Annotated in this window: 23 protein-coding genes; 12 read left to right on the forward strand and 11 right to left on the reverse strand. The window is 63.4% G+C overall.

Annotated features, from left to right (window positions below; translation table 11 throughout):
- Positions 1–4: 4 nt before the first annotated feature.
- Together glpK and glpD are read right to left on the reverse strand one after the other, a co-directional pair.
- The gene (glpK, locus tag ACX3OW_RS14690) at positions 5–1,492 is read right to left on the reverse strand and encodes a glycerol kinase GlpK (protein ID WP_459096540.1); all 1,488 of its coding nucleotides are present in this window, start codon (positions 1,490–1,492) and stop codon (positions 5–7) included.
- 161 nt (positions 1,493–1,653) lie between these two features.
- A complete protein-coding gene (glpD, locus tag ACX3OW_RS14695) occupies positions 1,654–3,165 on the reverse strand; it encodes a glycerol-3-phosphate dehydrogenase (RefSeq protein ID WP_459096541.1) in 1,512 nt (503 codons plus the stop codon).
- 173 nt (positions 3,166–3,338) lie between these two features.
- Between glpD and ACX3OW_RS14700 the strand changes: the two genes are divergently transcribed.
- A complete protein-coding gene (locus ACX3OW_RS14700) occupies positions 3,339–4,274 on the forward strand; it encodes an AEC family transporter (RefSeq protein WP_459096542.1) in 936 nt (311 codons plus the stop codon).
- Positions 4,275–4,401: 127 nt separating this feature from the next.
- Here the strand turns inward: ACX3OW_RS14700 and ACX3OW_RS14705 are convergent, their stop codons facing one another.
- Positions 4,402–4,872 carry an SRPBCC family protein gene (locus tag ACX3OW_RS14705; RefSeq protein WP_459096543.1) on the reverse strand — a complete coding sequence of 157 codons (471 nt, stop codon included), beginning with the start codon at positions 4,870–4,872 and terminating at the stop codon, positions 4,402–4,404.
- Complete coding sequence (locus tag ACX3OW_RS14710; protein ID WP_459096544.1) at positions 4,869–5,207, reverse strand: ArsR/SmtB family transcription factor; 339 nt, start codon at positions 5,205–5,207, stop codon at positions 4,869–4,871. Before ACX3OW_RS14710 ends, ACX3OW_RS14705 begins: the two co-directional genes overlap by 4 nt.
- A gap of 116 nt (positions 5,208–5,323) precedes the next feature.
- Between ACX3OW_RS14710 and ACX3OW_RS14715 the strand changes: the two genes are divergently transcribed.
- The gene (locus ACX3OW_RS14715) at positions 5,324–6,253 is read left to right on the forward strand and encodes a 2-hydroxyacid dehydrogenase (protein ID WP_459096545.1); all 930 of its coding nucleotides are present in this window, start codon (positions 5,324–5,326) and stop codon (positions 6,251–6,253) included.
- Positions 6,254–6,257: 4 nt separating this feature from the next.
- Here ACX3OW_RS14715 and ACX3OW_RS14720 read toward each other — a convergent pair whose 3' ends face one another.
- Complete coding sequence (locus ACX3OW_RS14720; RefSeq protein ID WP_459096546.1) at positions 6,258–6,596, reverse strand: cupin domain-containing protein; 339 nt, start codon at positions 6,594–6,596, stop codon at positions 6,258–6,260.
- 140 nt (positions 6,597–6,736) lie between these two features.
- Between ACX3OW_RS14720 and ACX3OW_RS14725 the strand changes: the two genes are divergently transcribed.
- The gene (locus ACX3OW_RS14725; protein WP_459096547.1) at positions 6,737–8,338 is read left to right on the forward strand and encodes an alpha-glucosidase family protein; all 1,602 of its coding nucleotides are present in this window, start codon (positions 6,737–6,739) and stop codon (positions 8,336–8,338) included.
- 107 nt (positions 8,339–8,445) lie between these two features.
- Here ACX3OW_RS14725 and ACX3OW_RS14730 read toward each other — a convergent pair whose 3' ends face one another.
- The 3 genes from ACX3OW_RS14730 to ACX3OW_RS14740 all read right to left on the reverse strand — a co-directional run bounded on the left by ACX3OW_RS14730 (position 8,446) and on the right by ACX3OW_RS14740 (position 11,101).
- On the reverse strand, positions 8,446–8,721 hold the full coding sequence (locus tag ACX3OW_RS14730) for a hypothetical protein (RefSeq protein WP_459096548.1): 276 nt from the start codon (positions 8,719–8,721) through the stop codon (positions 8,446–8,448).
- 14 nt (positions 8,722–8,735) lie between these two features.
- On the reverse strand, positions 8,736–9,800 hold the full coding sequence (locus ACX3OW_RS14735; RefSeq protein ID WP_459096549.1) for an AbrB family transcriptional regulator: 1,065 nt from the start codon (positions 9,798–9,800) through the stop codon (positions 8,736–8,738).
- 131 nt (positions 9,801–9,931) lie between these two features.
- A complete protein-coding gene (locus tag ACX3OW_RS14740) occupies positions 9,932–11,101 on the reverse strand; it encodes a M20 aminoacylase family protein (RefSeq protein WP_459096550.1) in 1,170 nt (389 codons plus the stop codon).
- 291 nt (positions 11,102–11,392) lie between these two features.
- On the opposite strand from ACX3OW_RS14740, the gene ACX3OW_RS14745 reads away from it, so the two are divergent.
- From ACX3OW_RS14745 to ACX3OW_RS14785, 9 genes are all read left to right on the forward strand, one after another.
- Positions 11,393–12,151 carry an electron transfer flavoprotein subunit beta/FixA family protein gene (locus ACX3OW_RS14745; protein ID WP_459096551.1) on the forward strand — a complete coding sequence of 253 codons (759 nt, stop codon included), beginning with the start codon at positions 11,393–11,395 and terminating at the stop codon, positions 12,149–12,151.
- A complete protein-coding gene (locus ACX3OW_RS14750; RefSeq protein WP_459096552.1) occupies positions 12,151–13,080 on the forward strand; it encodes an electron transfer flavoprotein subunit alpha/FixB family protein in 930 nt (309 codons plus the stop codon). Before ACX3OW_RS14745 ends, ACX3OW_RS14750 begins: the two co-directional genes overlap by 1 nt.
- A gap of 96 nt (positions 13,081–13,176) precedes the next feature.
- Positions 13,177–14,361, forward strand: a complete 1,185-nt coding sequence (locus ACX3OW_RS14755; protein ID WP_459096553.1) for an amino acid aminotransferase — start codon at positions 13,177–13,179, stop codon at positions 14,359–14,361.
- A gap of 70 nt (positions 14,362–14,431) precedes the next feature.
- Positions 14,432–15,085, forward strand: a complete 654-nt coding sequence (fsa, locus tag ACX3OW_RS14760) for a fructose-6-phosphate aldolase (protein ID WP_459096554.1) — start codon at positions 14,432–14,434, stop codon at positions 15,083–15,085.
- A gap of 151 nt (positions 15,086–15,236) precedes the next feature.
- Positions 15,237–16,316: an Mrp/NBP35 family ATP-binding protein gene (locus ACX3OW_RS14765; RefSeq protein WP_459096555.1), complete on the forward strand. Its 1,080-nt coding sequence runs from the start codon at positions 15,237–15,239 to the stop codon at positions 16,314–16,316.
- 89 nt (positions 16,317–16,405) lie between these two features.
- Positions 16,406–17,719, forward strand: coding sequence for a GH1 family beta-glucosidase (locus ACX3OW_RS14770; protein WP_459096556.1), 1,314 nt, complete (start codon positions 16,406–16,408; stop codon positions 17,717–17,719).
- Between the two features lie 68 nt (positions 17,720–17,787).
- The gene (locus tag ACX3OW_RS14775) at positions 17,788–18,453 is read left to right on the forward strand and encodes a UPF0149 family protein (protein WP_459096557.1); all 666 of its coding nucleotides are present in this window, start codon (positions 17,788–17,790) and stop codon (positions 18,451–18,453) included.
- Between the two features lie 44 nt (positions 18,454–18,497).
- The gene (bglA, locus tag ACX3OW_RS14780; RefSeq protein WP_459096731.1) at positions 18,498–20,153 is read left to right on the forward strand and encodes a beta-galactosidase BglA; all 1,656 of its coding nucleotides are present in this window, start codon (positions 18,498–18,500) and stop codon (positions 20,151–20,153) included.
- 77 nt (positions 20,154–20,230) lie between these two features.
- Positions 20,231–21,199, forward strand: coding sequence for a Bug family tripartite tricarboxylate transporter substrate binding protein (locus ACX3OW_RS14785; RefSeq protein ID WP_459096558.1), 969 nt, complete (start codon positions 20,231–20,233; stop codon positions 21,197–21,199).
- A gap of 41 nt (positions 21,200–21,240) precedes the next feature.
- Here ACX3OW_RS14785 and ACX3OW_RS14790 read toward each other — a convergent pair whose 3' ends face one another.
- Genes ACX3OW_RS14790 through ACX3OW_RS14800 form a run of 3 tightly spaced genes read right to left on the reverse strand, consistent with a single transcriptional unit; the run spans position 21,241 to position 24,579 of the window.
- Positions 21,241–22,800, reverse strand: a complete 1,560-nt coding sequence (locus tag ACX3OW_RS14790) for a dipeptide ABC transporter ATP-binding protein (RefSeq protein WP_459096559.1) — start codon at positions 22,798–22,800, stop codon at positions 21,241–21,243.
- The gene (locus ACX3OW_RS14795) at positions 22,787–23,629 is read right to left on the reverse strand and encodes an ABC transporter permease (RefSeq protein WP_459096560.1); all 843 of its coding nucleotides are present in this window, start codon (positions 23,627–23,629) and stop codon (positions 22,787–22,789) included. Before ACX3OW_RS14795 ends, ACX3OW_RS14790 begins: the two co-directional genes overlap by 14 nt.
- The gene (locus ACX3OW_RS14800; protein WP_459096561.1) at positions 23,626–24,579 is read right to left on the reverse strand and encodes an ABC transporter permease; all 954 of its coding nucleotides are present in this window, start codon (positions 24,577–24,579) and stop codon (positions 23,626–23,628) included. Before ACX3OW_RS14800 ends, ACX3OW_RS14795 begins: the two co-directional genes overlap by 4 nt.
- Positions 24,580–24,685 lie beyond the last annotated feature (106 nt).

Here is a 24,685-nt window from a genome sequence, read left to right on the forward strand (position 1 = left end):
CCCTTTAGCTTGTCAGGGTTTTTCGCACTGCTATGTCCCAGCCCTTGACCTTGCGCTGGCGCTCTGTCGGGTCCATTTTCGGTTCAAAGCGCTTGTCGCGGGCCCAGCTGGCGGCGAATTCTTCCATGCCCGGCCAGACGCCGGCTTTCGAGCCGGCCAGCCATGCTGCGCCGAGCGCGGTGGTTTCGAGGATCATCGGGCGGTCGACCGGGGCATCAAGAATGTCGGCAAGAAACTGCATGGTCCAATCCGACGCCACCATGCCGCCATCGACCCGTAACACCGTGTTTCCATTGCCTTTCCAGTCCTTGCGCATGGCCGAAAGCAGGTCGCGCGTCTGGTAGCACACCGCTTCCAATGTCGCCTTGGCGATTTCGGCGGGGCCGGAATTGCGGGTCAGCCCATAAATGGCGCCGCGGGCTTCGGCATCCCACCATGGCGCGCCAAGACCGACAAAGGCCGGCACCATATAGACATTCTGGCTCGGATCGGCGCTTTCCGCGAGCGGACCGGTCTCGCTGGCATGCTTGACCAGTTTGAGCCCGTCACGGATCCACTGCACCGCCGCGCCGGCGATAAAGATAGAGCCTTCAAGGGCATAGCTGGTCTGGCCATCGAGCCGATAGGCGATGGTGGTCAGCAGGCGGTTTTTGCTGCGCACCAGATCGGGGCCGGTATTGAGCAGCACGAAACAGCCCGTTCCATAGGTCGATTTTACCAGCCCCGGCTTGAAGCATGCTTGCCCTATGCTGGCGGAATGCTGGTCGCCCGCCACGCCGAGGATAGGAATTTCAGCGCCAAACAGCTTTGCGTCGGTCACCCCGAAATCATCGGCGCAATCCTTGACCTCGGGGAGCAGCGAAGCCGGTACTTCGAACAGGGCGAGCAGGTCCTTGTCCCACTGATTTTTGCCGATATCGAACAGCAGGGTGCGGCTGGCATTGGTGGCGTCGGTGGCGTGCATCTTGCCGCCGGTTAGCCGCCAGATCAGGAAGCTGTCGACGGTGCCGAAGGCGAGTTCGCCCTTCTCGGCCCGCTTGCGCGCACCCTTCACCTTGTCGAGCAGCCATTTGACCTTGGTACCGGAAAAATACGGATCGAGCAGCAGGCCGGTCTTTTTGGTGATGCGCGGTTCGTGCCCGGCTTTTTTCAGCCGTGCGCAATAGGCGGCGGTGCGCCGGTCCTGCCAGACAATGGCATTGTAGATCGGCTTGCCACTGGCGCGGTCCCAGATCAGCGTGGTCTCGCGCTGGTTGGTAATGCCGATGGCAGCGATGGCCGAGGCGTCCACCTTGGCCGCCTTGAGCGCGGTTTTCACCGACCAGACGACACTCTCCCAGATTTCCTCGGGATCATGTTCGACCCAGCCATCCTGCGGAAAGATCTGGGTGAATTCCTTCTGCCCCACCCCCACGACGGTGCGGTCCGCGCCAAACACGATGGCCCGGCTCGAGGTGGTCCCCTGATCGATCGCCAGAATATAGCCGCTCATATAGTTCTCTCCTCCGACTCCGTCTTCCCCTCTCCCCTTGAGGGAGAGGGACCGGATTTCTGCGTTCAGCAGAAATCCAGGGTGAGGGGTTCCGCGTCATCCCATCGCTTCAATGCGTGTGGATGCAACCCCTCATCCGGCGCTGCGCGCCACCTTCTCCCTCAAGGGGAGAAGGGAAGGGTGTGTGTTGCCAAATACGCTTCCAGCGCGGCGACCTCGTCCCCGTTCACCCGCAGCCCCAGCTTGGTGCGGCGCCACAGGATATCTTGTGCCGTCCGCGCCCATTCATTGGCAATGAGATAATCCACCTCGGCGGCGTAAAGATCGGCGCCGAAATGCTGGCCCAATCCGCCGATGTCGGTGGCGTCGCCCAGCACCAGTTTGGCCTTTGTGCCATAGAGCCGCATCAGCCGGCGCAGCAGGCCGGCGGGCATGTCGGGATAAGCCATGCCGAGGCGGCGAACCTCGGCGTCGAAAGCCAGTGGTTCGAACTGGCCACCGGGCAGGCGGCAGGTCTTGGTCCAGGCCTTGCCCTTCCTGCCGAGCACGCTTTCGATTTTTTCCAGCACGGATTCCGCCAGTCGGCGCGAGGTGGTCAGCTTGCCGCCGAACACATTGATCGCCGCGCCGCTGGCCGCATCACCATCCACTTTGAGCACGTAGTCGCGCGTGGCTTCCTGCGCGGCGCTGGCACCGTCGTCGAATAGTGGCCGTACGCCGGAATAGCTCCAGACGATCTGGTCCTCTGTCACCGGCTTGGCGAAATATTCGCTGGCGGCGCTCAGCAGGTAGGTGGTTTCCGCCGCCGAGATTTTCACGTCCTTCGGGTCGCCGGTGTAATCCTGGTCGGTGGTGCCGATCAGGGTGAAGTCATCCTCATAGGGGATGGCGAAAATGATGCGGCCGTCGCTGTTCTGGAACATGTAGCAGCGATCGTGGTCGTAGAGCTTGCGCACCACGATATGGCTGCCCTTGACCAGCCGCACATTATGCGCGCCGGTCTGGCCCATCGCTCCGGTGATCACCTGATCCACCCACGGCCCGGCGGCATTGACCACCAGCTTGGCCCGCACGCTCTGCTGTCCGGCTTCGCCATCCAGCTCGACCAGCCAGCCGCCCGCATCGCGGCGAACACTGGTCACCTTGGTACGCACATGGATGGCCGCGCCCTTGTCGGCGGCGTCGCGGGCATTGAGCACCACGAAACGCGCGTCATCGACCCAGCAGTCGGAATATTCAAAGCCCAGCCGATAGCCCGGCTTCAGCGGCTTGCCGGTTTCGTGGCGGGTCAAATCCAGTGTCTTGGTCGGCGGCAACAGGCGGCGGCCGCCCATATAGTCATACATCGCCAGCCCGGCGCGCAGCACCATGGCCGGGCGCAGCCCCTTGTGGTGCGGCAGCACGAAGCGCAGCGGCTTGATGATGTGGGGGGCTTCGGCCCACAGCACTTCGCGCTCGGCCAGCGCCTCATGCACCAGGCGGAATTCGTAATGTTCGAGATAGCGCAGCCCGCCATGCACCAGCTTGGTCGCTGCCGAGGAGGTGCCCGAGGCCAGATCATTCATCTCGGCCAGTGCTACCGAATAGCCGCGCCCCACCGCGTCACGCGCCACGCTGGCGCCATTGATGCCGCCGCCAATGACGAAAATGTCGACGCTGTTGCTGCTGGCCATCTCTGTCTCCAATTATTGCTTTCGTTTCTACGCGTTTCAATTTCGTTTGTGAAGGTTTCGAGTTTCGTTATTGCGCGAGGCGGTGCTTGTGAATCTTCCATACAAGATCGGCGTTGACCGGGGCGCAGCCGAGGGGTAGGCAGGACCGCCCTCCGACCCCGGAACCCCGGCCCATGCTCGCCATTGTCTCGATCATCATCCCCATCTTTGCCTTGATGGGGCTCGGCTTCGGCGCCGTGCGCTTCCGCCTGTTTCCGGCCGAGGGCATCAAGAGCCTGATTGCCTTCGTCAATAATTTCGCCACGCCCTGCCTGCTGTTCCACTCGCTGATCACCAGCGATTTCAGCTCCGCCTTCAATATCGGCATTATCGGACCGTTTTATCTCGGGGCGCTGATCTGCTTTGCGCTCGGCATCGTTATCGCCCTCAAGATCTTCCGCAACAGCCCCGGCGAAGCAGTTTCGGTGGCGTTTTCCGGCACCTTCACCAATACCGTGCTGGTCGGCCTGCCGATCATGCAGCGCGCCTATGGGGTTGAAGCGCTCCCGGTGGTGCTGTCGATCATCGGCCTGCATGGCGCCATCCTGCTGACCACCGGCATGCTCACCATCGAATTGATGCGCCGCGACGGCCAGCCGCTGGGCAAGACGCTGCTGGTGGCGCTCAAGCGCATCGGCTCCAATCCGCTGATCTGGGGCATTGCCGCCGGGATGATCGGCTATTTTTCCGGGCTCACGCTGATCGAGCCGGCCGACGCGTTTTTCCGGATGATGAGCCAGGCCGTGGTGCCCGCCGCCCTGTTCGGCATTGGTGGCGCGCTCAATGAGTTCAAGCTGTCCGATAATTGGAAACAGGCGCTGGTCGCCTCGGTGATCAAGCTCATCGTCCACCCCGCCATCGCCTATGTGCTGATGATCTGGGTGCTGCGGGTGCCGATGGACATTGCCCGCTATGGCATCCTGCTGTCGGCCATGCCGGCCGGCATCAACGTCTATATTTTTGCGACCTACTACAACCGCGGGGTGAGCGTGGCGGCCAACACCATCCTGATCGCGACAATTGCCTCGGCGCTGACCATTTCGGGATGGCTGTATATTTTGAGTTTGTGAGGGGGCGGGGGCAAGATTTGTCCCACGCACGGTGTCACCCCGGCCTTGAGCCGGGGCCCATCTCGAGATCTCAGGATGGATCCCGGCTCAAGGCCGGGATGACATCGCGGTTATGCAGGGGCCTGTTCTAGCGTTCCACCAGCGCTGCCAACTGCGCCGCCACAGTGCCCCAGCCATCGTGAAAGCCCAGTGCTTCATGCTGGTCGCGGGCGGTGTCGGATTGATGCTTCACCACGGCGCGATAGGCGGTGCCCTGGGGATCGTCGTCCAGCGTCACCACCGCGGTCATGCTGATGAAGGGGGCGTCAGCCGGGCGCCAGCCTTCGACCATGGCGGTGCTGAATACCAGCCGGCGGCCGGGTTCGAGATCGAGATAGCAGGCTGCCAGATGCGGCGTGAAAACACTGCCGTCCTCGGACATTTCCGTGGTCAGCGCGCCGCCCGGCCGCAAATCCATGCTGACCACCCGGCAGAGTGTCGGCGCCGGTATCCACCATTTCTCGAATTGCGCCGGCGTGGTCCAGGCTTCCCACACACTGGCGCGCGGCGCCTTGATGATGCGGCTGATTTCGAGGTCGCGTTTCGGATCGAAATTCATGGCTTGGCTTCCTTCTGTTGGGTGACGAACTGGTCCAGCCGGTCGGTGCGATCCGTCCAGATCGCCCGCTGTTGCTCAAGCCAGCCATCGATGGCGGCCAGCCTTGTGCGGTCGATTTCGCAGGTCCGTACCCGGCCGGTCTTGCTGGTGCGGATCAGCCCGGTCTGTTCGAGCAATTGGATGTGTTTCATGAACGAGGGCAGGGCCATGGCAAAGGGCGAAGCCAGTTCGCCCACGCTGGCTGGCCCGCGCCCCAGCCGCCCGATCACCGCCCGCCGCGTCGGATCGGCCAAGGCCTGGAAAATGCCGTCGAGCTGGTTTTGATACTGATCCATATGGCTAAGTATAAAATACTGAACACTTAGCGCAAGGGCTAAGTTTTGACATGCGCCCTTGTCAGCGACGGCCCCGGCCCTATGGTGCTGCCATACCAGATTCAACGAGTCCGCCCATGACCATCGAAATTCTCCAGACTGGCAAGCTGCTGTCCAGTTGCGAAGCGGCGCTGGCCGAGCGCTACACTGTCCACAAGCTGCATGAGCAGGCCGATCCCAAAGCCTGGCTGGCTGCCAATGGCGCGCGCATCCGCGCTCATGCCGGCTCCGGCGTGCAGGCCGACTTGATGGACGCGCTGCCCAATCTTGAAATCATCTCCAGCTTCGGCGTCGGCTATGACAATATCGACACCAAGACCGCCAAGGCCCGCAATATCCGGGTCACCAATACGCCCAACGTGCTCAATGATGCGGTGGCCGAACTCACCATCGGGCTGATGATCGGGCTGGCGCGGCGCATTCCGCAGGCCGATCAATATGTGCGGCAGGGTAAATGGCCGGCCGGCAATATGGGCCTGTTCTCTGAACTGACCGGCAAGACTGTGGGCATTCTCGGTCTCGGCCGCATCGGCAAGGAAATCGCCACCCGCGCCCAGGCGATGAAAATGCGCGTCGTCTATCATGGCCGCAAGCGCCAGCCCGCCGAGCCGCATGTGTTCTATGACAGCCTGCTCGACATGGCGCGGGACTGCGACTGGCTGGTGCTGATTGCGCCGGGTGGCAAGGGCACCGAGCGGATTGTGAGCCGCGAGGTGCTGGAAGCGCTTGGCCCCAAGGGCATGTTGGTCAACGTCGCCCGCGGTACGCTGATCGATGAGCCGGCCATGCTGGAGCTATTGCAGAATGGCGGCCTCGGCGGCGCGGCGCTCGACGTGTTCGAAGACGAACCCCAGGTGCCCGAGGCGTTTTTCGCCCTCGACAATGTGGTGCTCTCGCCGCATCAGGGCAGCGCCACGGTGCAGACCCGCGACGCCATGGGAGCACTGCTGGTGGCCAATCTGGATGCGCATTTTGCGGGGGAGCCGCTGATCAGCGCGGTGGTGTAGGCCGCTACTCCAAATTCTCCTGCACCATCGTCCCGGCGGCGTGCACGCAAAACATCACCAGCCGGTCCGGCCCCAGATTGGTGAATTTATGCGGCACGCCGGCGGGGACCACGGCGATATCGTTGGGGCCGACCTCGAAGGTCTCGTCGCCGGCGACGATGCGCGCCCGCCCCGATTTGACGATCCAGGTTTCGGGATAGGGGTGGATATGCAGCTTCGGGCCCTGGCCGGGGTCATTGTCGACCGAGAAGAACGAGATCCCGGTGCCATAGGCATCGCCCTCGAACCGGATCGTCCGGCTCGGGCTTGGCGCTCGCTCCGCCGCCCGCAAGATATGCACCATACTGGCCTCCTCTGCTCATTGCCGACACGACGAATAGGGAGCCGCGTGTTCGACAGGCGCATCCCCCTCTTGCGCAACGCACGATTCCCTTCGGCGCCGCGACAAGCTAGCCTTCGCCCAACAACAGACTGGAGTCGGATATGACCGAGTGGTGGCGCGGCGGGGTAATCTATCAGGTTTATCCCCGCTCGTTTCAGGACAGCAATGGCGATGGTGTCGGCGATCTGCCCGGCATTATCGCGCGGCTCGATCACATCGCCGGCCTCGGCGTCGACTGCATCTGGCTCTCGCCGATCACCCAGTCGCCGCAGGCCGATATGGGCTATGACGTGTCCGATTATCGCGAGGTCGACCGGCTGTTCGGCTCGCTGCATGATTTCGACAGCCTGGTGGCGCAGGCCCATGCCCGCGGCCTCAAGGTGATCATGGATCAGGTGGTCAGCCACACCTCGGACCTGCATCCCTGGTTCCAGGAATCTCGGCTCAACCGCACCAATGCCAAGGCCGACTGGTATGTCTGGGCCGATCCGCTGCCCGATGGCTCGCCGCCGAATAACTGGCCGGCCGTGTTCGGTGGCCGCGCCTGGGAGTGGAACCCGACGCGGGGGCAATATTATCTGCATAATTTCCTCGCCAGCCAGCCCGACCTGAATTTCCACAATGTGGATGTGCAGCAGGCAGTGCTCGACATCATGCGCTTCTGGCTGGAGCGCGGTATCGACGGCTTCCGCCTCGACACCGTCAATTACTATTTCCACGACACCAAGCTGCGCTCCAATCCCGCCAACAAGCGCGACGAGCATCTGCCCTATGCGGTCAATCCCTATGACATGCAGGAGCATAAATACTCCAAGAGCCAGCCGGAAAACGTCGACTTCCTCAAGCGCGTCCGGCTGCTGCTGAATGAATTCCCCGGCGCCACCTCGGTCGGCGAAGTCGGCGACAGCCACCAGTCGGTGCAACTGATGGCGCAATATACCGCCGGCGGCGACACGCTGCATATGTGCTACGGCTTTGATTTCCTCGGGCCGCAATTCACCGCCGCCCATTTCCGCAGCCGCATCGAGCAGTTCTTCAAGGCTGGTCCCGATGGCTGGCCGTGCTGGAGCTTTTCCAACCACGACGTGCCGCGCCACATGACCCGCTGGGCCGAGCATAGCCAGTCGCCGGTCGATCTGGCGCGGCAGACGGCGGCGCTGGTGCTGTCGCTCAAGGGTTCGGTGTGTCTCTATCAGGGCGAGGAACTCGGCCTGCCGGAAACCGATCTTCTGTTCGAGGAGCTGACCGATCCGCGCGGCATCCGCTTCTGGCCCGAGGACAAGGGCCGCGACGGTTGTCGCACGCCGATGCCGTGGGACGAGGGCGATGCCCCCAATGGCTTCACCACCGGCACGCCGTGGCTGCCGGTCAAATATGCCCAGTCGGCGCTCAATGTCGCCAGCCAGAATGCGGACCCGGATTCAACGCTGGCGTTTTACCGAAACATCCTGGCGTGGCGGAAACAGCATCCGGCGCTGCTGACCGGCGATATCGCCTTCCGCAAGACCGCCGAGCCGGTGCTGGCCTTTACCCGCACGCTGGACGGGGCAACGCTGCTCTGTGTGTTCAATCTATCGGCTGAGCCGCATACGCTGTCGATTGCCGAGGGCGGCGCGCTGGAGGCGGTCTCGCACAATGCTGCGCTGGACGGCACGACGCTGGAACTGGGCGCCAATGGCTACGGCTTTATTGCGATAGCCTAAGGGAAATGGTGCACCCCGGCCTTGAGCCGGGGGCTATCTCGAAATCTCAGGATGGGTCCCGGCTCAAGGCGCGGATGACATCGAGATTAGGGGAGCGGGTCGCCCCCTTATTCCACGCGCTGGTAATTCAGCGGTTCGAAAAACTGCATCTGCTGGCTGCCATCGGGCCCGCGCACCCAGGCGCGGATGCAGCCGCCCCAGATTTCAGAGGCGGTGGCGTCGATGCCGCGACTTTGCAGCGTGCGGAGATTGTAGGCGTTGATGTCGGCCTCGCTGTGCAGGTCTTTGCTTAGCGCAAAGCTGCCCGAACAGATCGGCGCGGCTAGGGCGGGCGCGGTCAGCAGGGCGCCCAGGATAAGGGGCAGGGCAATGGTTTTGATCATGGCGTGTTCTCCGATTACGACGCATTCTGGCGGGCAAATGTGGCGGCCTCGCGCCGCCGGATCAGCACCACCACGGTGGGAATGGCAAAGCTGAGCAGCAGTAGTCTGATGACATGGTGCGAGGCAATAAAGGCGGTGTCATAGCCCAGCGCGATGCCCAGCGCACCCATGCCTTCCAGCGCGCCCGGCGACAGCCCCAGCCAGATCTGGCCGAACGGCATGTCGACCAACAGGCTCACCCCATAGGCAATCACGGTGACGATGCCTACCGTCATGATGGTGGCGATCAGGCCGCCTTTGGCCGCCGCCGCGAATTCGGGCCAGGTAATGCCGGAAAACCGCGAGCCGATCAGTGCGCCGGTCAGGATGAAGGTCACCGTCACCAGCGGCAGCGGCATGGCCTCGATATAGAGTCCGCCGAGCTTGGCCCCGGTGGCCGCGGCCATGGAGCCGAGCACGAAACCGGCCGGCACCTTGAGCCGAATGAACACCACTCCGACAGCAATGCAGCCCGCCGCCAGTGCCAGCAATTGTCCGATATCGAGAAAATCCGTCGCCACAACCTGGGGCAAATGATCGATCGGCAGAAACATCGCGCCGAGCGGCACCACAATGGTCAGCATCAGGATGCGGATGACCTGGATGATGACGATCTGCCGCGAATCGCCCACTCCGGCCGCCGCGATCCCCAGAATGAAGGACAAATGCCCGGGAAACGAGCTGAGATAGGCGGTGCCCGCATCGAGCTTGAACACCCGCACCAGCATCCAGCCGGTCAGCCAGATGATCAGCACCAGCTCCAGCACTAGCCCGGCCAGACTGATCGGCCAACTGGCAATCAGCGTCAGGCTGTCCGGCGCCACGCTGGCCCCCATCGACATGCCGATCAGCACGAAGGTCACGTCCCGCAGCCAATCGGGCAGGTTGATGTTAACCCCAGCCATCGCCGCCGCCGTGACCGCCAGCGCCCCACCCATCAACCAGCCCGCCGGCAGTCCCAGCAGCGTGGCGATCCAGCCGCCAAAGCTGGAAATCAGCAAGATGAGCAGGACCGGGGTGATTTTTGTCAGCTTGGGCAAAATGGGCTTCTGAACACTGGAATGGGGCAAGCCGCCGCCACGGCTACGATGTCACCCGCCCCCTTTGGGGCGGGAAGCGAGTTCGGACTTAGCTCGTCGCTAAGTCCATTTGTCGATCCAGATGGGGGAAATTACCCCACCGGCAACGCCCGTTCGGCCAGCCGCACCCAATAGCTGGTGCCGGCTGGGATCGCCGCGTCGTTGAAATCATAGCCGTCGGTGTGCAATTCGGCGCTGTCGCCATTGCCGAGGAAAATATAGGCGCCGGGGCGCTCGTTGAGCATGAAGGAAAAATCCTCGCCGCCCATCGATGGTGGAGCGTCGGCGTCAACGCGGTCGACGCCAGCCACCTCGCGCGCCACCTCGGCGGCAAACTCGGTCTGCGCCGGGGCGTTCACCGTCACCGGATAGCCGCGCGCATAGCGGATGCTGGCTTCGGCACCAAAACTCTTGGCCAGCTGCGGCACGAACTGGTTCAGCCGCTCCTCGATCAGATCCTGCACGCTGCCATCCAGCGTGCGCACCGTGCCGGTGATTTTCGCGGTGCGGGAAATCACATTATCGGCCTCGCCGGCCTCGACCATGGTCACCGACAGCACGGCATTGGCCATCGGGTCGACATTGCGCGACACGATCGACTGCAGCCCGACAATCATATTGGCCGCGACGATGATTGGATCGATGGTGGTCTGCGGCCGCGCCGCATGGCCGCCCTGACCGGTAATGTCGATATAGAAGCGGTCGGTCGCCGCCATGATGCCGCCGACGCGAATGCCGAAATGGCCCAGAGGCATGCCCGGCCAATTATGCATGCCGTAAAATTCATCAATGCCGAAGCGCTCGACCAGCCCGTCATCCAGCATCGCCTTGCCACCGGCGCCGCCTTCTTCGGCCGGCTGGAACACCAAAGCGATCCGCCCGTCGAAATTGCGCGTTTCGGCCAGATATTTCGCCGCGCCCAGCAGCATGGCGGTGTGGCCGTCATGGCCGCAGGCATGCATCTTGCCCGACGCCGTCGAGGCATAGTCCTTGCCGGTTTTTTCGGTTATCGGCAGCGCGTCCATATCGGCCCGCAGCGCGATGGTGCGACCGCTTTTGTTGCTGCGTCCATGGATGATGCCGACCACCCCGGTACGGCCGATTCCCGTCTCCACAACGTCGCAGCCAAATTCCTTGAGCTTGCTTTCGACCACGCCGGCAGTCCGCACCACGTCATAGAGAATTTCCGGATGGGCATGGAAATCCTGGCGCCAGGCGGTGATTTCGTCATGAAATTCGGCGATGCGGTTGAGTACAGGCATGAGGGGTCCGAAGCGGTCTAATTCTGGGTCAGTGTCGCTGCCCCAATCGAAGGCGTCAATATTAGCATGGTTTTCCTTTCGCCGGCCCATCAGTCTGTCGAGATTGCGCCGGTCGGTCCATTTCAGGATGGGTCCCGGCTCAAGGCCGGGATGACATCGTGCTTGTTGGAGCCGTCGCGACGGATCGGCAGCAATTTCCAACAACGCCCTCGTCCATGGGTCAAAATTCCCCCGGCGCGGCTTGCCGGTCCTGGCCAAGTTTGACATGAACCCAGCAGATTGGAGCCCATCATGAAAATCCTGGTCGCCATCAAGCGCGTCGTCGATCACGCCGTCCGGATTCGGGTGCGGGCCGATGGCAGCGGCGTTGAAACCGCCGGCGTGCGCTTGTCGATGAACCCGTTCTGCAAGCATGCCGTGGAAGCGGCTGTGCAACTGGCCGAGGCCGGGCAGGGCGATGAAATTGTCGTCGTCTCCATCGGCCCGAAAGCCGCCACCGACGTCATTCTGAGCGCGCTGGCCATGGGCGCCCATTGCGGCATCCTGATCGAAACCGACGCCGCGCTGGAAACCCTCGCCATCGCCAAGCTGCTGGCCAAAGTGGTGGAAGAGGAAGCGCCCGAGCTGGTGTTGCTGGGCAAGCAGGCCGTCGACGATGACAGTAATCATGTCGGCCAGATGCTGGCCGCGCTGACCAATCGCCCGCAGGCGACCTTCGCCTCCGAGATCAAAATTGTCGGGGCGGGATTGGAAGTCACCCGCGAGGTCGATTCCGGGCGACAGACGCTGGCGCTGCCGCTGCCCGCCATCGTCACTGCCGACCTGCGGCTCAATTCGCCGCGCAATGCGGCGCTGCCGATGGTGATGAAGGCGCGCTCCAAGCCGCTTGCTGTTCGTCCTGCCGCCGAATTTGGCGTCGATCTGGCGCCGCGGCTGACGGTGGAGAAAATATCCCCGCCGCCCGAGCGGGTGCCCGGAAAGACGGTGAGTTCGGTGTCCGAGCTAGCCACGAGCATTGCCACCACGGTGTCGCAGTTGGAGGCGTTGTGATGAGCGTGCTGGTTCTTGCCGATCATGATCGCGGCGTGTTGTCGCCGTCCACGGCCCGCATTGTGGCGGCGGCTGGTGCATTGGGCCCGGTCACGGTGCTCGTCATGGCGAATGAGGTGGGCGGTGCAGCTGAAGCTGCGGCTGGCCTTGCCGGGGTGGTGAGGGTGTTGACGGCCAAGGGCGAGCTGGTGGCGGATGGCGTCAGCAGCGTGCTGGCGTCACTGGCGCCGGGCTATGACTACGTTGTCGCCAGCGCCGGTTCGGTGGGCAAGGATGTCATACCGCGCCTGGCGGCGCAGCTCGATCTGATGCCGGTGACGGATGTGGTGGCGATTCTCGGTCCCAATCGGTTCGAGCGGCCGATCTATGCCGGCAACGCCATCCAGACCCTGACCGATAACCAGCCCAAGCATTTGCTGACTTTGCGCGCCTCGGCCTTCCGCCCGGCGGCAACAGGCAATGCAGCGCCGATCGAAGCCATTGATAGTCCGGTGGCTTCCGCCGTGCGGCTGCTCGCCGAGCATCGCACCGAAAGCGATACGCCCGATCTGGCGACGGCGCAGGTGGTGGTTGGCGGTGGCGTGGCGCTGGGGTCGGCCGAGAATTTCCAACTGATTGAAACGCTGGCCAAAAAACTCGGCGCGGCGATTGGCGCCACCCGCGCGGCGGTTGATGCCGGCTACGCCCCCAATGACTGGCAAATCGGCCAGACCGGCCAGATCATCGCCCCCGATCTCTATATCGCCATCGGCATTTCCGGGGCGCTGCAGCATCTGGCCGGCATTCAGGGCGCCAAGACCATCATCGCCATCAACAATGATGCCGAAGCGCCGCTGGTCAAGTTGGCCGATGTGGCGCTGATCGGCGATCTGTTTGAGATCATTCCGCAATTGCTGGCGGAGCTGGATCGGTTGGGCGTGTCACGCTGAACCAGCGATTTTGAGGGCGCCGCTGGCGTTCCCCGCATTGCAAAAATTACGCCGCCGCCTATAAAGACCCTGCCTTTTTCCAGGAACAAACCTGACATGTTCGAGACCCTCTCCAAGGCCCCCGGCGACAAGATTTTGGCGCTCATGGGCGAATACGCGGCAGACCCGCGTCCCACCAAGATCGACCTCGGGGTCGGCGTCTATAAGGACGAAGCGGGCACCACCCCGATCATGAGTTCGGTGAAAAAGGCCGAGCAGAAAATCCTGTCGGAAGGCAAGACCAAGACCTATCTCGGCATTGCCGGGAACAAGGGCTATGGCGCCGCCGTGCTCGATCTGGCGCTGGCCGATAGTGTCGACCGAAGCCGGGTTCGTATTGCGCAGGCGCCGGGCGGCACGGGTTCGCTCTGGGTGCTGATGCAGTTGGTCAACCGCGCCCGCCCCGGCACCACGGTCTGGGTCTCCGATCCTACCTGGCCGAACCACAATCCGATTGCCCAGAATTCGGGGCTTGAGGTCAAGACCTATCCCTATTTCGACACCGAGACGCGCGGCGTCAAATTTGCCGAAATGCTGGCGGCGCTGGATAAGCTGGGCAAGGACGATGTGGTGCTGCTGCATGGCTGCTGCCACAATCCGACCGGTGCCAACCTCACCAATGCGCAGTGGGATCAGGTTGCCGCCAGCCTCGCTCGTACCGGCGCGCTGCCCTTTATCGACCTGGCCTATCTCGGCTTCGGCGATGGGTTGCTTGAAGATGCCTATGGCACCCGCAAGGTGATTGCCTCGGTTCCTGAGGCGCTGATCGCTTTTTCGGGGTCGAAGAATTTCGGCCTCTACCGCGAACGCGTCGGCGCGGCCATCCTGATCGCCCGCGATGCGGCGCAGGCGGACATCGCTCAGTCGCAGCTGCTCAACATCATCCGTGGCGCCTATAGCCAGCCGCCCGATCATGGTGCCGAAATCATCCGCACCATCCTCGAAGACCCCGACTTGCGGGCCGAGTGGGAGACTGAGCTGAACGCCATGCGGGGCCGCATGATCCGCCTGCGCGAGAAGCTCAGCGAGGCCATTCGCCAGCGCTCCAACTCCAAGGATTTCGATTTTATCGCCGATCATCGCGGCATGTTTTCGCTGCTCGGGCTGGAAAATTCAGTCGTGGAACACCTTAAAGCCGCCAACGGCGTCTATATGATTGGTGACAGTCGCATCAATGTTGCCGGCATCCCCGAAGATCGGGTTGGTGACCTGGCCGACGCCATGCTGGCTGCCATCAAATAACGCTGTTGTCCGCCCTTGTAGCAGGGCTTTGCCGTGCTACATCTGACTTAAAGCCATATAGGAGAGAACCATGAAGTTCTTCGTCGATACTGCGGAAATCAAGGACATCAAGGAGCTCTACGAGACCGGCCTCCTTGACGGTGTTACCACCAACCCGTCGCTGATCGCCAAGTCCGGCCGCGACTTCAAGGAAGTCGTCAAGGAGATCTGCGGCATTGTTCCCGGCCCGGTTTCGGCTGAGGTTGCGGCGCTCGACTATGACGGCATGATCGCCGAAGGCACCGTGCTCGCCGCGCTGGCCGAGAACGTCGTCGTCAAGGTGCCGCTGACCCTGGCCGGCCTCAAGGCCACCAAGACCTTCAAGGAACGCGGCATCAAGACCAACGTCACGCTGTGCTTCTCGGCCAATCAGGCGCTGCTCGCCGCCAAATGCGGCGCGACCTATATCTCGCCGTTCCTGGGGCGTCTGGATGACATCAATCTCGATGGCGTCGAACTGATCGAGAATATCCGGATCATCTACGACAACTACGCTTTCGATACCGAAATCCTGGCTGCCTCGATCCGTTCGCCCAACCACGTGACCCAGGTCGCGCTGGCCGGCGCCGATGTTGCCACCATTCCGCCGGCGGTGATCCGCAAGCTTGCCGATCACCCGCTGACCAATGCCGGCATCGAAGGCTTCCTCAAGGATTGGAAGGCCACCGGCCAGTCGATCCTCTAAGGGTTGAACTACTCTCTGCCTTCTCCCCCGCAGGGGAGAAGGTGCCCCATAGGGGCGGATGAGGGGTCCGTGATCCCTTCTTGGTTGCCGCATGTGTCGGCACCGCTCACTCGTTTTGGCCTGGGAAGCGCGCCCAGCGCAATGAGGTCCCATGGCCGATACTGAACTCGCCGCCGCCATCAAGTCTGCCCTCGCTGCCGTGGAAATTCCGGGCGGTGGTGATCTGGCTGGCTATGGTGGCCTCTCCGACATCATCGTGACGCCTTCGGCGGTGGCTTTTGCCATCGCGGTGGCGCCGGGCATGGAGGCCGCCTTCGGCCCGGCCCGCGAGCAGGCGCAACTGGTGGCGCAACAGGTTGCCGGCACCCGCAAGATCATGGTGTCGCTGACCGGCGGCAAGGCGCCGCCCAAGGCCGGTCCGACCTTCTCCCATGGCAAGCCGGTGGCTGCCGGCAAAACCGCTGTGCCCGGCATCAAGCACATCATCGCCGTGGGTTCGGGCAAGGGCGGGGTCGGCAAGTCCACCACTGCCGTCAACATCGCGCTGGCGCTGCAGGCCGAGGGCTTGCGGGTCGGCATGCTCGACGCCGATCTCTATGGCCCCTCGCTGCCGCGCCTGCTCGGGATCGACGGCCAGCCCACGGTGCGGGAGGACGGGATTTTTGCGCCGCATGAGGCCTTCGGGCTCAAGGTCATGTCGATCGGCTCGATGCTGACCAAGGATCAGGCGGTGGTGTGGCGCGGCCCGATGGCCACCTCGGCGCTACGCCAGCTGCTGCGCGAAACCGATTGGGGCGGGCTCGATATTCTGGTCATCGACCTGCCGCCCGGAACCGGCGACATTCATATTTCGCTGTTCCAGCAGGCGGTGGTCGATGGCGTGGTCATCGTCTCGACGCCGCAGGACCTGGCGCTGATCGACGCCAAGAAGGCCATCGACATGCTGCACCGGCTCAATGTGCCGCTGCTCGGACTGGTCGAAAATATGAGCTATTTCATCGCCCCTGATACCGGCGCCCGCTACGATATTTTCGGTAGCGGCGGGGCGGAACAGGCGGCGGCTGATCTCAAGATGGATTTCCTCGGCGCGGTGCCGCTGGTGATGTCGATCCGCGAAGGCTCCGATGCCGGCCAGCCGCCGGTTGCTGCTGCGCCCGATGGCGCGGAAGCGGCCGCATTCCGGGCTATTGCGCAAGCCATCCTCGTGGCGCGGCCCGGCCTGCGGAGCTGATGGTTTTTTTATGCAATCGATTGCATAAGCCTTCTGCCTGCGCTAATTGGCTAGCTCCATTACGGCGAACGCCGGCCAGAGGAGTGTGCATGTTTTCCATTGAGCGCAAGGATTTCGGCCCGCAATTTACCTTTGGCGTCGCCACCGCCGCCTATCAGATCGAGGGTGGGCAGCGTGACGGGCGCGGGCCTTCGATCTGGGACAGTTTCTCGGCCACCCCGGGCAATGTCCACAATGGCGACACCGGCCGCGACGCCTGCAATCATTATGAGCTGTGGCCGGCTGATCTCGATCTGATCCGCGATGGCGGCTTTGATGGCTACCGCTTTTCCTTCGCCTGGCCGCGGCTAATGCCCGAGGGCACCGGCGCCATCAACCAGGCCGGGTTCGACTATTATGACCGGCTGATCGATGGCATGCTGGCCCGCGATATCAAGCCCTTCGCCACGCTGTATCATTGGGACCTGCCCTCGGCGCTGCAGGACAAGGGCGGCTGGATGAACCGCGATATCGCCGGCTGGTTCGGCGATTATGCGGCGCTGGTGGCGGAGAAATTCGGCGACCGGCTTCACGCGACGGCAACCATCAACGAGCCGTGGTGCGTCGCTTTCCTCAGCCATTTCCTTGGCATTCATGCCCCCGGCTATCGCGATCTGCGCGCGACGGCGCGCGCCATGCACCACGTGCTCTATGCCCATGGCACCGCCATCGATGCGCTGCGGGCCAATGGCGCGAAAAATCTGGGCATCGTGCTCAACCTCGAAAAATCCGAGGCGGCGTCCGACAGTCCGGCAGACCTCGCCGCGCTGGATCTGGGCGATGCGCTGTTCAACCGCTGGTATCTCGGCGGCGTACTCAAGGGGCAATATCCCGAGGTGGTGACCAACTGGCTGGGTGAGCACCTGCCGGCAAACTATCAGGCAGACATGGAAGTGGTGTCGCGCCCGCTCGATTGGCTGGGCATCAATTATTACACGCGCGGCATCTACAAGGCGGGCGAGCCCGGAGGCATGGTGGTCCAGCAGGTCAAAGGTCCGCTCGAACAGACCGAAATGGGCTGGGAAATCTACCCACAGGGGCTGAGCGACCTGCTGGTCCGCGTCTCCAATGAATATACCAAGATCCCGCTTTACGTCACCGAGAACGGCATGGCCGAAGTGGAGGGCAATGACGATCCGCGCCGGGTGCGATATTACGAGGACCACCTCAAGGCGGTGCTGACTGCGCGCGAGCAGGGCGCCGATGTGCGCGGCTATTTCGCCTGGTCGCTGCTCGACAATTACGAATGGGCCGAGGGCTACAACAAGCGCTTCGGCATTGTGCATGTCGACTACGAAACCCAGCAGCGCACGCCGAAATCCAGCTACCGGGCATTTCAGGGGTTGCTGCACAATACGCGTTGAGCCCGTTGCTTTTGCGCCAGTGGGAGGGCAGATCATAACAATCTGCCCTCCCACTGATCGGACTACCCGTGGACGAACTCGCCGAACTGCCAGAAAGCCTGCTCCGCCTCGACAGCATGCTCATCGAACTTGGCGATGAAAGCATGACCTTGAGCCAGCTCGATGGCTTCCTCTGCGGCGTCGCCACTTCGCCCGAACCCATCGCGCCCGAAGAATGGCTGCCTCTGGTTTGGGGCGACCAGGACTTCGATGTGCCGGGCGTCGATCAGGCCGAACTCATCGCGCTGGTTACCGCGCGCCATGACGAAATCACTGCGGAACTGGCCGAAGCGCGCTACGAGCCGCTTTACGAAGTCGATGACGACGACGAAACCGACATCCTCTGGGAAATCTGGGTTGTGGGCTTTGAAACGGCGATGAGCCTGCGCCTCGGCGGCTGGCAAAAGCTGCTCAAGAGCCGCCAGGAATCGCAGGCCCAGGAAGCGGCTTTTGCCATCATGACGCTGCTGGGCGCCACCGACCCCGATCTGGACGAAGCCGAACAGAACGATCCCGAATATATTGCCTTCGTCAACGACGCGCCGCAGATCATTCCCGAAATCGTCGCCACGCTTTATCGTGCTCATCGCCTGACGGCGGCGCAAACCCCGATCCGCAGCGACGCTTTCGGTCGCAACGATCCATGCCCCTGCGGTTCTGGTCTGAAATACAAGCGCTGCCACGGCGCTGCCTGACGCCTGCTTCACCTTCCTCGGAGATCGACATGTCTGCCAACACCATGATGACCGAGCCCAAGACGATCGAGGAACCCGAGGTCGACAGGGACTGGTGGCGCGGCGCGGTGATCTACCAGATCTACCCGCGCTCGTTTCAGGATCAGAATGGCGATGGCGTCGGCGATCTGGTCGGCATCACCAGCCGGCTCGATTACGTGGCCGATCTCGGTGTCGACGCCATCTGGCTGTCGCCGGTGTTCACCTCGCCGATGAAGGATTTCGGCTACGACGTCTCGGACTACCGCGGCATCGACCCCAGTTTCGGTACGCTGGAGGATTTCGACCGGCTGGTGCAGAAGGCCCATTCGCTCGGCCTCAAGGTGATCATCGATCAGGTGATTTCGCACTCGTCGGACAAGCATGCCTGGTTTGCCGAAAGCCGGCAGTCGCGAACCAATCCGCGCGCCGACTGGTATGTCTGGGCCGACCCCAAGCCCGATGGCACTCCGCCCAATAATTGGCTCTCGATTTTCGGCGGCTCGGCCTGGCAGTGGGATAGCCGGCGCATGCAGTATTATCTGCATAATTTTCTGGTCTCGCAGCCGGATCTGAACTTCCACAATGTCGATGTGCAGGATGCGCTGCTGGGCGATATGCGCTTCTGGCTGGAGCGCGGCGTCGATGGCTTCCGCCTCGATACCGTCAATTTCTATTTCTGCTCGCTGGGGCTGGAATCCAATCCGGTGGTCAAGCCGGAGGACTTCAACGCCTCGACCGCGCCGGCGGTGAACCCCTATAATTTCCAGGAACATCTCTTCGACAAGTCGCGGCCGGAGAACCTCGTTTTCCTGACGCGCCTGCGGGCGCTGATCGACGAATATCCGGGCAAGACCACGGTCGGCGAAATCGGTGACAGCCAGCACCAGCTTGAGATCATGGCCCAATACACCTCGGGCGATAACCATCTGCACATGGCCTATACCTTCGACTATCTCGGCGGGGCCTTTTCCGCCGAGCATTTCAAGGCCTCGATTGCCGCCACCGAAGCCGCCGCGCCCGATGGCTGGATTTGCCTCGCCTTTTCCAATCACGACGTGGTGCGCCATATCAGCCGCTGGGCGGTGCATGGGCAGGAGGCCGCCTTCACCCGGCTCACCGCGACTCTGCTGCTGGCGATGCGCGGTTCGGTCTGCCTGTTCCAGGGCGAGGAACTGGGCCTCAAGGAGGCCGAGCTGGCCTTTGAGGATCTGGTGGACCCCTATGGCATCGAGTTCTGGCCGCAGTTCAAGGGGCGCGACGGTTGCCGCACCCCGATGGTGTGGCAGGCGCATGCCGCCAATGGCGCCTTCTCCACCGCCAACCGCACCTGGCTGCCGGTGCCGGCTGAACATCTGCTGCATGCTGTCGATACGCAGGACGGCATTGATGGCTCGGTGCTGGAGTTTTACCGCGCGCTGCTGAAATTCCGCCGGTCTCATCCGGCGCTGGCCAAGGGCAGTATTCGGCTGTTGGATGCGCCGGGCAATGTGCTCGCCTTTATCCGTGAAACGACCGAGGAGCGGTTGTTGTGTGTCTTCAACATGGGCGAAAGCGCTGCCGAATTTGCGCTGCCTGAGGGGCTGACGCCGCATGATGCGGGGTGCCCCGGCGTCATCGCCGCGCCGCTGGATGGGGAACTCGATCTGGAGCCATTCGGCAGCTATATCGGGCTGCTCTGAGGGGTAAAATTCCGCCGAAGGCAGGGAACCAAAACCGGGGGTGGTGACTTCCGGTTTGGCTGCTTTGGAGGAACCGCATGAAATCCTTGTTCGTCACCCTGGCCATGGCCGGGGCGCTCGCCGTCGCTGCGCCGGTCACCGCGCAGGACTTTCCCAACAAGCCGATCAATATGGTGGTCCCGTTCGCCGCCGGTGGCTCGACCGATCTGGTCGGCCGCATCGTTGCCGAAGCGATGAGCACCCAGCTCGGCCAGACCGTGCTGGTGGTCAATCAGGCCGGCGCCGGCGGCGTTCTTGGCGCCACGGCGGTGGCCGATGCCGCACCCGATGGCTACACCATCCTGATGGGCACCATCGCTACCCACGCGCTGAGCGCCTCGCTCTACGCCACGCCGCCGTTCGATCCGTCCGCCGACTTCGCCCCGATCTCGCTATTGGTCACGGTGCCCAATGTGCTGCTGGTCAATCCGGAGTTTCCGGCACAGACCGTCGAAGAGCTGATCGCCCTGCTCAAGGCCGAGCCGGAAACCCATCTTTACGCCTCGTCGGGCAATGGCACGCCGCTGCATCTGTCGGGCGAATTGTTCAAGTCGATGACTGGCACCGACATGGTTCACGTGCCCTATCAGGGCTCCGGTCCGGCGCTGGTCGATGCCATTTCGGGGGCGGTGCCGATCATCTTCGACAATCTGCCCTCGGCCACCGAGCATATGAAGGCCGGCACGCTGCGGGCTTTGGCGGTGACGACGCTGGAACGCGCCGCCAGCTTCCCCGATGTGCCGACCATGGATGAGGCCGGCGTTCCCGGTTATGAAACCAACACCTGGAACGCGTTATTCGCTCCTGCCGGCACGCCGCCCGAGGTGGTCGCCAAGCTCAATGCGGCGGCCGTCGCGGCGGTCAATGATCCGGCGGTCAAGGAACGCCTGGCCGGCGTCGGCGCCATCGTCGTCGGCTCCACGCCGGAGGAACTGGCGGCGCATGTGGCGTCGGAAGTGGCGCGCTGGGCCCCGGTAATCGAGGCGGCCGGAGTGACGGTGCAGTAGCACCGAGTTTATCTTCCCGCGGGCCCAGTCCGCGGGAAGTCCTAGCCGATCTCGGGCAGGCGCGCGGCCACCAGATCCTGGGTCAGGCGATGCTGCGGGGCTTCGAAAATCTGCACGGGCTTGCCTTCTTCGACAATCCGGCCAGCGTCCATCACCAGCACCCGGTCGGCGATGGCGGCGACCATGTCGAGGTCGTGGCTGATGATCAGATAGGTCAGGCCGAAATCGGCCTGTAGGCGCGCCAATAGCGCCAGCACTTCGCCGCGCACCGACACGTCGAGCGCCGAGACTGGTTCATCCAGTACCAGCAGCTTGGGCTTGGTCACCAGCGCCCTGGCAATCGCCAGCCGCTGCCGCTGCCCGCCGGAAAACTCGTGCGGATAGCGCGCCAGCATGGCCTCATCGAGCCCCACGGCTTCGACGGCCTCCACCAGCCGCGCCCGGACGGTTTCGGGGCTCAGTCCGGGCTCCAGCCGCAGCGGTTCGCCCACCGAGGCGGCGACGGTCAGGCGGGGGTTGAAGCTGCCGAACGGGTCCTGAAACACCAGTGAAATGTCGCGGCGCAGCGGTTTGGGCAGGTCCGAGCCGTGATAGGCGGTTCCCGCCAGTCGCACCTCGCCGGCGGTCGCCCGATCCAGCCCGACAATGATCTTGGCCAGCGTGGTCTTGCCGCAACCCGAGGGGCCTACCAGCGCCAGACATTCCGAACGGGCGATGGAGAAGCTGGCTTCATTAACCGCGCGCAATGGCTTGTCGGGCCAGAACAGCGCGCCGCCCTGCCGATAGTCGCGGGTGATCCGGTCGACGGTGAGCAGTGTTTCGCCCAGTGGTGGGCGCTCCAGCGCCCGCACGTCAAAGCGCGAGGCGGCCACCAGCTTTTGCGTATAGACCTGCTGGGGGGCGGAAAACACCGAGGCGGACGGGCCGGTCTCGATCAGTCGGCCCTTGTGCATCACCGCGACCCGCGTACACAGCGCGCCGACCGCCTTGAGATCGTGGCTGATGAACAACAGCGCCATGCGCCGCCGCGTACAGATTTCGGCGATCAGATCGAGCACGGTGCGCTGGGTGATCAAATCCAGCGCCGAGGTCGGCTCGTCGGCAATCAAGATGTCCGGCCGGCTGGCCAAAGCCATGGCGATCATCACCCGCTGGCGTTGTCCGCCCGAGAGCTGATGCGCGAAGCGGTCGCCATGCTTGAGTTCCAGCCCCACTTCCTTGAGCAGCGCCGGCACTTCGAACTGGGTGGCGCCATGGGCGGTGTTGAGCCGGATCGATTCCTCGATCTGGTCGGTCACCCGCATCAGCGGATTGAGCGCCGTCATCGGCTCCTGAAACACCATGCCAATGCGCTGGCCGCGCAGCCGCGCCATTTCTTTCTCGCCTTGGGGCAGGGGCACGCCATCGAGCAGAATCGTGCCGCCCATCACTGCGCCTTCGGGCAGCAGGGCGGAGATGGCCAGGGCGGTCAGCGTTTTGCCTGAGCCGCTTTCGCCGATAATGCCGAAGCGCTCGCCGCGCTGCAGGGTAAAGCTGACATCGGCCACGGCTGCGCTGGTGCCGAAGCGCACCGAGAGCCCGGATACCTCAAGTAAGGACATTGGGATTTCCTTGCCGCAGGCGGGGATCGATGGCGTCGCGCAAGCCGTCGCCGGCAATATTGAGCGCGATGACGATGAGCACGATGCAGAGGCCCGGCACCAGTGTCAGCCAGGGATGCAGCAGGAACAGCCCCTGTGCGTCGCGCAGCATCAGCCCGAGGCTGGTGGCCGGTGGCTGGGTGCCCAGCCCGATATAGCTCAGCCCGGCTTCAGCCAGAATGCCGAGCGAAAGCTGGATGGTGCCCTGCACGATGATCAGGCTCATGATGTTGGGCAGCAGATGGCGATAGGCGATGCCGGCATTGCCCAGCCCGGCCAGCCGCCCGGCCGCGACGAAATCCAGCGTGGCGATGCTGAGCGCCCCGCCGCGCGCCACCCGGGCAAAGACCGGAATGTTGAAAATGCCGATGGCGATGATGGCGTTGATGGCGCTGGGGCCGACCAGTGTGGTGATCAGGATGGCGACAACCACGGCCGGAAAAGCAAACAGGAAATCGGAAAACCGCAGCACCAGCCATTCGACCGGCCCGCCCCAGGCGGCAGCCGCCAGCCCCAGCGGCACGCCGATGCCGGCGCCGATGGCCACGGCGATGGCGGCGACGAGAAAGCTGGTCCAGGTGCCGGCCATGAGCAGCGAGGCCATGTCGCGGCCCAAATTGTCGGTGCCCAGCCAATGTTCGCCGCCGGGGGCGAGGAAGCGGCGCGGGATATCGATCTCGTCGATGGGGTAGGGTGTCCACACCAGCGAGACCAGCCCGATGGCGACGAAGAGCAGCGTGGCGACGAGGCCGATAACCAGGCTGGGATGGGCCAGCAGGCGCTTGATCATGGCGCGCTCCTTTCGCGCAGGCGCGGGTCGACCAGCGCATAGGCGATGTCGGTCAGCAGCATGGTAGCGGTCACCGCAACGATGAGAATGATGGTGGCGCCGCGCACCAGGATCAGGTCGCGCTCGGAAATGGCGGTGAAGATCAGGCGGCCCAGGCCAGGCAGGTAGAACACGTTTTCGACGATGATGGTGCCGGCCACCAGATAGGCGAATTGCAGGCCCAGAATGGTCAGCACCGGCAGCAGCGCATTGCGCACGCCATGCCGCCACACCGCCTCGCCCATGGTCAGCCCCTTGGCGCGCGCGGTGCGGATATAGTCCTGGCCGGTAACATCGACCAGCGCGGTGCGCATCACCCGCGCCAGAATGGATGCTTGTGGCAGTGCCAGCGCCAGGCTGGGCAGGATCAACCCGCGGAGCGCCAGGGTCGGGTTTTCATGCCAGGGGGTGAAGCCACCCGGCGGCAACCAGCGCAGGGTGACGGCAAACAGCAGCGTCAGCAGCATGCCGAACCAGAAATTGGGAATGGCGATGCCGGTCTGGGCGGTGACCATGATGGCCGTATCCAGCAGCTTGCCGCGCCGCCGTGCCGCCAGAATGCCGAGTGGCAGGCCCACCACCATGGAGATGACCATGGCAAAGACCGAGAGCGGCAGCGTCACGCCGAGCCGGCCCCAGATCAGGTCTGCCACTGGCGCGCGCTGGGTGGTGCTCATGCCAAAGTCGCCCTGCAGCATGCCCCAGATCCAGCTGAAGAAGCGCTCATGGGCCGGCGCATCCAGCCCCAGCTGTTGCCGCAGCCGCGCCACTGATTCCGGCGTGGCGTTGATGCCGAGAATGAATTGGGCCGGATCGCCCGGCAGCAGGTCGAGCAGCCAGAAAACGACAAGTGCCGCGACGAATAACGTCGCGGCAAAGCCCAGGAAACGGCGGAAAGCGAAGAGGATCATGCGAAATATCGGGGCATGACACCCCCACCCTCATTCCCTCCCCACAAGGGGGAGGGAGGCCTGTCCGGTGTCGGGACTAGATTGTGCCAGTGAACGTCGCCCCATC

This window comes from Devosia sp. A449 (genome assembly GCF_054489375.1).